Origin of the sequence: Dolichospermum sp. UHCC 0259 (genome assembly GCF_009711935.1) — a bacterium.
Classification (GTDB): domain Bacteria; phylum Cyanobacteriota; class Cyanobacteriia; order Cyanobacteriales; family Nostocaceae; genus Dolichospermum.
The window spans coordinates 1-6,917 of the sequence record NZ_VIKX01000159.1 but is presented as its reverse complement, the minus strand read 5'-3'; the positions used below and the strand labels follow the sequence as shown (position 1 = coordinate 6,917).

Annotated in this window: 8 protein-coding genes; 4 read left to right on the top strand and 4 right to left on the bottom strand. The window is 38.0% G+C overall.

Annotated elements, in window-relative coordinates; all coding sequences use genetic code 11:
* Positions 1-40 precede the first annotated feature (40 nt).
* The 4 genes from arsB to FJR05_RS12440 all read left to right on the top strand — a co-directional run bounded on the left by arsB (position 41) and on the right by FJR05_RS12440 (position 3,194).
* Entirely contained in the window at positions 41-895 is an 855-nt protein-coding gene (gene arsB / locus FJR05_RS12455) for an ACR3 family arsenite efflux transporter (protein WP_371416884.1), read from the top strand.
* Between the two features lie 36 nt (positions 896-931).
* The gene (locus FJR05_RS12450) at positions 932-1,720 is read left to right on the top strand and encodes a Nif3-like dinuclear metal center hexameric protein (RefSeq protein ID WP_168644390.1); all 789 of its coding nucleotides are present in this window, start codon (positions 932-934) and stop codon (positions 1,718-1,720) included.
* A 285-nt stretch (positions 1,721-2,005) separates the two neighbouring features.
* On the top strand, positions 2,006-2,221 hold the full coding sequence (locus tag FJR05_RS12445) for a hypothetical protein (protein ID WP_168644388.1): 216 nt from the start codon (positions 2,006-2,008) through the stop codon (positions 2,219-2,221).
* Between the two features lie 661 nt (positions 2,222-2,882).
* On the top strand, positions 2,883-3,194 hold the full coding sequence (locus FJR05_RS12440) for a DUF6679 family protein (RefSeq protein ID WP_027403878.1): 312 nt from the start codon (positions 2,883-2,885) through the stop codon (positions 3,192-3,194).
* Positions 3,195-3,353: 159 nt separating this feature from the next.
* On the opposite strand, the gene FJR05_RS12435 is transcribed toward FJR05_RS12440, so the two are convergent.
* The 4 genes from FJR05_RS12435 to FJR05_RS12420 all read right to left on the bottom strand — a co-directional run bounded on the left by FJR05_RS12435 (position 3,354) and on the right by FJR05_RS12420 (position 6,816).
* Entirely contained in the window at positions 3,354-5,006 is a 1,653-nt protein-coding gene (locus tag FJR05_RS12435; protein WP_168644386.1) for an MBL fold metallo-hydrolase, read from the bottom strand.
* A 431-nt stretch (positions 5,007-5,437) separates the two neighbouring features.
* Entirely contained in the window at positions 5,438-6,001 is a 564-nt protein-coding gene (locus FJR05_RS12430; RefSeq protein WP_168644384.1) for a sporulation/spore germination protein, read from the bottom strand.
* Positions 6,002-6,092: 91 nt separating this feature from the next.
* The gene (locus tag FJR05_RS12425) at positions 6,093-6,491 is read right to left on the bottom strand and encodes a DUF6516 family protein (RefSeq protein WP_168644382.1); all 399 of its coding nucleotides are present in this window, start codon (positions 6,489-6,491) and stop codon (positions 6,093-6,095) included.
* 7 nt (positions 6,492-6,498) lie between these two features.
* Positions 6,499-6,816: a hypothetical protein gene (locus tag FJR05_RS12420; protein WP_254446922.1), complete on the bottom strand. Its 318-nt coding sequence runs from the start codon at positions 6,814-6,816 to the stop codon at positions 6,499-6,501.
* Positions 6,817-6,917: the final 101 nt, after the last annotated feature.

Here is a 6,917-nt window from a genome sequence, read left to right as displayed (position 1 = left end):
ACTTCTACCTACCCTATAAACTCTCGAAAGTGGGGGGAGAGTGAAAAACTACGATGTATTTCATAACATAAAAATTCTCGCATTATCATTATCACTAACTTGGATAATTGCCCCCATAGTGATGTTTGCGCTTGCCATGCTTTTTTTACGTGATAAACCTGAGTATATGACTGGGTTAATTATGGTGGGAATAGCCCCTTGTATTGCTATGGTAATTGTCTGGAGTGAATTAGCTAAGGGAGACGCTGAATATACAGCCGGACTGGTTGCTTTTAATAGTATTTTTCAAGTTTTCTTTTACAGCGTTTATGCTTGGTTTTTTCTTGCCGTGTTGCCACCTTTATTTGGTTTACAAGCAACTATTGTAAATATCAGTATTGGAGAAATTGCCAACAGCGTTTTTATCTATTTAGGTATTCCTTTTCTGGCTGGTTTTATGACTCGCGTTATTTTAGTAAAAGCTAAAGGTAAACAGTGGTATCATCAGAAATTTATTCCAAAAATCAGTCCCCTTACTTTAATTGCTCTTTTATTTACTATCGTGGTCATGTTTAGTTTAAAGGGGAATTTGATTGTGCAGATTCCTCTGGATGTTGTCCGCATTGCCATTCCCCTAATTATCTACTTTCTATTCATGTTCCTGAGTGCTTTTTACCTAGCATGGAAAATTAAAGCCGACTATGCAAAAGCTGCTAGTGTGGCATTTACTGCTGCTGGTAATAATTTTGAATTAGCAATAGCTGTAGCTATTTCTGTATTTGGAATTAAATCCGGTGCGGCTTTTGCTGCTGTCATTGGACCCTTGGTAGAAGTTCCAGTCCTAATTAGTTTAGTTAGTGTATCTTTCTGGATCAAGAAACATTTTTTTAGGTCATCTTCACCAGTAGGATTATAATTAAATACGTTTAATCTATTGATTTATTTGAATTTAATGAAAATTGCTGATTTAATCACCTGGTTTGAGGAATGGGCAAATCCTGCTTGGTGCGAAAGCTGGGATAATTGCGGTTGGCAAGTAGAACCCGGTGTTTTGTCTACAGAAGCGCGGGTTTTGGTGTGTTTAACTCCCACTTTAGCTGTAATGGAGGAAGCGATCGCTCTCCATGCTAATCTTATATTTGCCCATCACCCCCTCATTTTTTATCCCCCCAAATCTTTCCGCACTGGAGACGCTTTAACAGAAATGGTGCGGTTAGCTTTTGCCCATAATATCGGAATTTACACCGCCCATACTAATTTTGACCAAGTAGCAGATGGAACTGCTGACGTTTTAGCCCAACTACTTGAACTTCAACAAGTATCACCCATTGTTCCTACTCAATCAGGTTTAGGCTATGGGCGTGTAGGAATACTAAAACCCACTTTGACATTACAAGAATTAATTAACAATATTCAAACTCAATTAAACCCGCCCCATTTGATTTTTTCACCATTGGCTGATTTACAACAGCAAATTTCACGGGTAGCTGTTTTAGGTGGTTCAGGTGCGGGTTATATTTCAGCAGTAGTCAAAACTAATGCTCAGGCTTACTTAACCTCTGACTGCAAATTTCATCAATTCCAAGAAAGCCGTGATCGTAATCTTGTATTAATTGATGCTGGACATTATGCCACAGAACGCCCCGCGTGCGATCGCCTAGTTCAGAAATTTCAAGCTCTTAACTTAGATTGGGTGCAATTGAGCCAGAAAGATGAAGATTTTCGCCAATTTCTAACCTAATCAGATCACAGTAATTTATCTATACTGAGTGATGCTTATTTTTCTCTCAGACTGTGAAGAGTTAGTGAATTTTTTCCCTGTATTTTTAAGGATATCATATCGTAATACCCATAAAACATCCGTAAAAATTACTAGGAAACCAAGTATCATCTTGATAATTAGTGATCATGGTCACTATATTTATGTAATGAGAATCACCAATAATAGATGCTTTACATCAACATAACCCAGAAATAATTATTGCAAACTAGTAATAGTAAATTGCTTTAATAGTCCCTTATTATCATGATTCGTTCACTGGTGAAATCGGCGTTCCAAACTGGATGTCTTAGCGTGGCATCAGAGGGTTTAATCCACCAAGTGCTAACAACCAGATGTTATCAATCAAATGATTTGGTAGCTCTTGCTGCCCTTAATGATGAAATTCGCAGTGGCAACATTAAACGCGAAGCATCTGCTCACACCCCATTGAAATTTAATGCTCTCAATCATCATCACTAACTATCTGGCATAAACCGCATAAACAACAATCAATTTAACTTTAACTGACATTTACACAGTAAGATTGCTGATTTCATGGATACAATCACCTTTACCCTCTTAAACCTGATGTAGAGATATGCCACTCAAATATCTCTACATATAAATTTACATTTTACTTCCGTAACACCTTGCTAATCTTATTCAAAAATTTATACAAAAAAAATTATTTACCGCTAAGAAACTAGAAATAATGTTATCATTCATATAGAATGCAGATTTTAACCCTAGTGAAAGTCTTCCGTAGACTATCCAAATGGTTATCTGTACTTAGCTAGATAGTCTCATTAAAAGGCTGAAAGCTATGTTGCGACCAGACGTAATATTTCTATTGACAAAGCGTGCTAATAAAGATACCTAGCATTTCCCCTGGAAACGCCAAATCAGAGAAAAATGTCTGTAGATGTTAACAGTTGCTATAGCCGTTCAACTAATGCGGTAAACTAAAGCTTAAGACCCAAAATTTCACCTAACACTAATGACTAAAAATAAGTGGTAAAATTGAGTCACTAAACTTACTGGGTTCTAACTACGAAATTCACCTCTTAGAGGCGAATGTTCTAGGGATAAAACCCGAATTTGACAGGTTTAACTACGTTGTATAAAAAGGCAGAAGCACTACATGCTACACCGCAAAATTTATCAACTGTGTTGCGACGGGCGGGAGGTATGTGTTTTTTTGCGGGATCAGCAACGCTGGATAGAGCGGGCCCGCATCATTGATATCGAAGGCGATTTAGTGACTTTACGCTATGAAACAGACGAAGAAGATGAAGTTTGTTCTTGGGAGGAGATGGTTCGTCTTGAAAGCATCGGATCTGTGACTCAGAAATTAGCTTCAGTGCAACGCGGTAACATAGATCCGCTAACAACTGAAGAATGTCCAGAAGCAGAGCGTATTCCTAACCCTTATACTGACCTAAATCCAGATTAAAAGAGCCATCAGCGTTCAGCCGTCAGCCGTCAGCGGGTTGTTGACAAGAGGATTTAAACCCCACCTCAGCAACATTCCGCCTGTAGAGGCGGGGAAATTAAACCCAGAATTAACTGAATGCTGATCGCTAATGGCTTATTAAACGCTCCTAAATTAAATTCACGTCAAGCGTTCAAAAGCAGGACAGTATCCGTCAAGGGTAACTTTGAAATTATATAAGGGGGCAGCGGGATTCCAACACCGTTGCCCCCTTTGATGTCGGCAGCTACCACAGCACTCAACATCACTCGAATTTGAGCGAAGGTTGTTGGGGTTTACGAGTTCTCGTGGGGATAACCCCCGCAATACCAAGTCTTCACCCTGCCAACGGGCTTCTATTAAACCCGTATCAGCGAATTGTCTCCAGCGAGGGTCTGCTGTTACTGTATCAGGGAGAGTGATGGTAATAACAGTACCTAATTCCGTCAACTCTCCCTCATAATTAGTTTCTGGGGCAGCAGGTTGTAAAAACGTTTCCCCAATTGGTAATTCTACTAGAGTTCCTGCTGCTGGTGAGTGGACATGATAGCGGTTTTGTAGCTCTTCTAAGCAAGTTAAATCTGCCAAGTAACTTGGAGAACCATGCACAAAAATAACGTGCTGAGGTCGTAAATTATGAATTAGCTGGGTTGTTCCTGGTCCATCACTATGTTGCGCTAAAAGATAACTTTCAAATTTCGTTGGTGCTAAATATTCTGGATTAACGGGAAGATCAATTTTTTCCGGTAAAAGAATCAACCAATTGCCTGTGTTGGGTTGGCAGTATTTACGTAAATCTGCGGAAGAGTCCGTGAGGACAATACAAGGAGATGTCCCTAAAGTGGCCAGATTTTCTGGCTTTAATCTTCTTACACGAGGCTTTACCCGTTCATCCCAAAATAAAGGTTGGTGTCGGGCAAAATTCTGGACAGCAGCGGGGAGATGGGGTAAAAGTTCTAAGTAGGCATCGCAACCAGCAGCTACAGCACCATCCACCCAAATATCTAAATCTCTACCTGTAAAGTGGTGATGGGAACGCAACAGCATGAGTAATTCTTGACCTAATCCCAAGGCTGGGGTTGGTAAAATTACTGAATTGGTTTCATCTGGTCTACTGGAACTAATGGCGCGATGAATCCTTTCTGCTAGTTGATTTTCTTGGTTACGACGATGGGTATGACGGGACGTACCATAACTACCTTCAATTAATAGTACGTCTAAATTTAAACCCCGAAGTTCATCTAGTCGCAAACCCTCAACTAAACGGGAGTTGGATAGGAAAAAATCACCTGTGTAAAGTAATTTATAATCACGGTTGGGTGTGTGGTACGTGAGGAGAATTGCCACAGCACCGGGTAAATGACCTGCGGGAAATAATTCTACTATTAAATTTTCTCTGATTTCTATAGGCGATCGCAATGGTAACGCCTGACAAAATGATACAATTCCTGGTAGTTCTTCATCTAGCCAATTTAGCGGTAATAACTTCGTCGTCACCTCACTAGCATATATAGGTAACAGGGGAAAAGCTTGATGTAGTGTTAATAATCCTCTAGCATGATCTGGATGAGCATGACTAATCAGAACTAAATCCGCTGGCATCCCATCATGTGCCGATTGAGTCAGTTCCTGCGCTACAGGAGAAATATTTGTCAAGCCGAAATCTAACATTATTCGGTGTGATCCCATCCTGACCACTAGACACACCCCTTCATCTTGATGCTGAACACTATAGGGAAAGCATTCCAACTCGTTAGCTGTTGTTCCAGCATCAATTGATATATTATTCATCATTTGCTCCTCCCCTCAATCAAACTATTGGCTGAGAAAGTTGGCTTTTAGCAATATTCCTCTGCAAAGTTCAAAAAAGTTGGAAACCTAAGTTGTCACTCTTGTTAATGTGCAGAACCGTTACCATGATAGTTATTGGAATCATAAAAGCCATTTTTCGTACCAAAGAATAAGCACGAAACCGTAAATATAACAGTTAAACCCACTAAAATTAGTTTGATGTCCATTGATTTTATCCCCTTAACTTTCGACTTTCTGATCTTAATATCGTGTTTTTGCATTTGGGCAAAATCACTAGAAATCTTTACCATACTTGGGTTATTGCCACTATATCACTTTTAATGAGTCAGGCGTTAGGAGTTAATTAACCAAGTATCCCTATGCTACCGTAGGGATAGACACAAAGAACACGAAAGAAGCAGGAAGAAAATCCCTCACAGCATAATATCCTCTCCCCGTTCAGTAAAGCGGACATCTTTAATTTTCCACTGAGAATTACTAATTAAGGTTTTGCGGACACTACTAAACAACGCAAACTGTTCACAACTAGACAGAGAAGATACTTGTCTTTTAGAATCTGGTGAGATACGAAGATCAACAATCGCAACACCATTTCTCACATTAACACGATAACCGGATACGCTGAAATCTGCTGTACTTTGTTCTTTAAATATTTTACCTATGGCTTCATTCATGGGTTCTGCTGCGGAAACATCAGCTTTTTTGGGAATTAGCTCTTGACATTGAGCATCACTTGTGTATACAGTCACGTTTGTAGTTTTACCAGAAATGGCTTTATTATCGGAATTATTGGTATATGGTTCAACTGCGGGAGTAGGAGACTTCTGTAGTTGCTTTGGGGGACTGGGGTTAATTTTGTTATTTGGTATTGTTTCTGGAGTTGGGTTATTAGCGGTATTGTTAGAATCACAACTGCTAATCACAGTGCAGGAGACAACTAAAAATAATGATAAAATAGCTTGTTTGTAATTATACATATAGTAATTCCGTTGGATTTTTACAAGACAATTCATCAGGGGAAGGAAATAAAAAACCTAAATATCAATGATAACTACTTTTCCTACCATCCTATTTTATGTCACAGTATTTAATTTCTTGACTGATTAAATCAATAACTTCTAAAATATTCATACAAACACTTGAATAAACATTAGATTCTTCACTAATATGAACATGATGAGGAAAATTTGGTAAATTAGGAAAATGCTCTACATTATCCCATCTCTTTTTTAATTGAGTTTGAGTAGAATCCATCCATTGATGACGATAGGTTTCGGTAATAAATTTATCTCCTTTGATTTTAAAAAATTCCACCACTTCTAAAAAATCACCATTAGTTAAATTTAATCTTGCTCGAAAATAACCTTGATCAGATAATGATCTTTCTTTAACAATAGTAATTTTATCAATTATAGGACTAGTGATTAATTTAGTTTTTATTTCGGTTAAATAATCCTGAACTATCATATTAAATTTAAGATTGAAGTAATGTTAAACGCTTTTGTAAATCCAACCACATTTGATAAAAAGAACTCCATTCAACAAAGTCTACATCATCGCCTAATTGTCCGGTTTGAAATTGGTGATAAAAATCTTCAGATAATAATTGATACTGTTGCTCAAATGCTTGTAAATCGGTCTCTAATTCTTGAATTTGTACCTGAATATTATTTTTTTCCTGAATAATAATTTTTCTCAGAGATAAAGCCAGGATATCACTATATCCACCTTGTTGAGAAAGTGCTTCTAGGGTTTTTAATTGATTAATTATTTCTGCTTGGGTTGTCATCATTATTTTTTCATTGTAGCTGGGGTTAATATTTATTATAACTGTGAATGTAACTGTTCACACTCCCCCACTAAAAAGGAATTAGGAAGTAACAGGGATAGGAG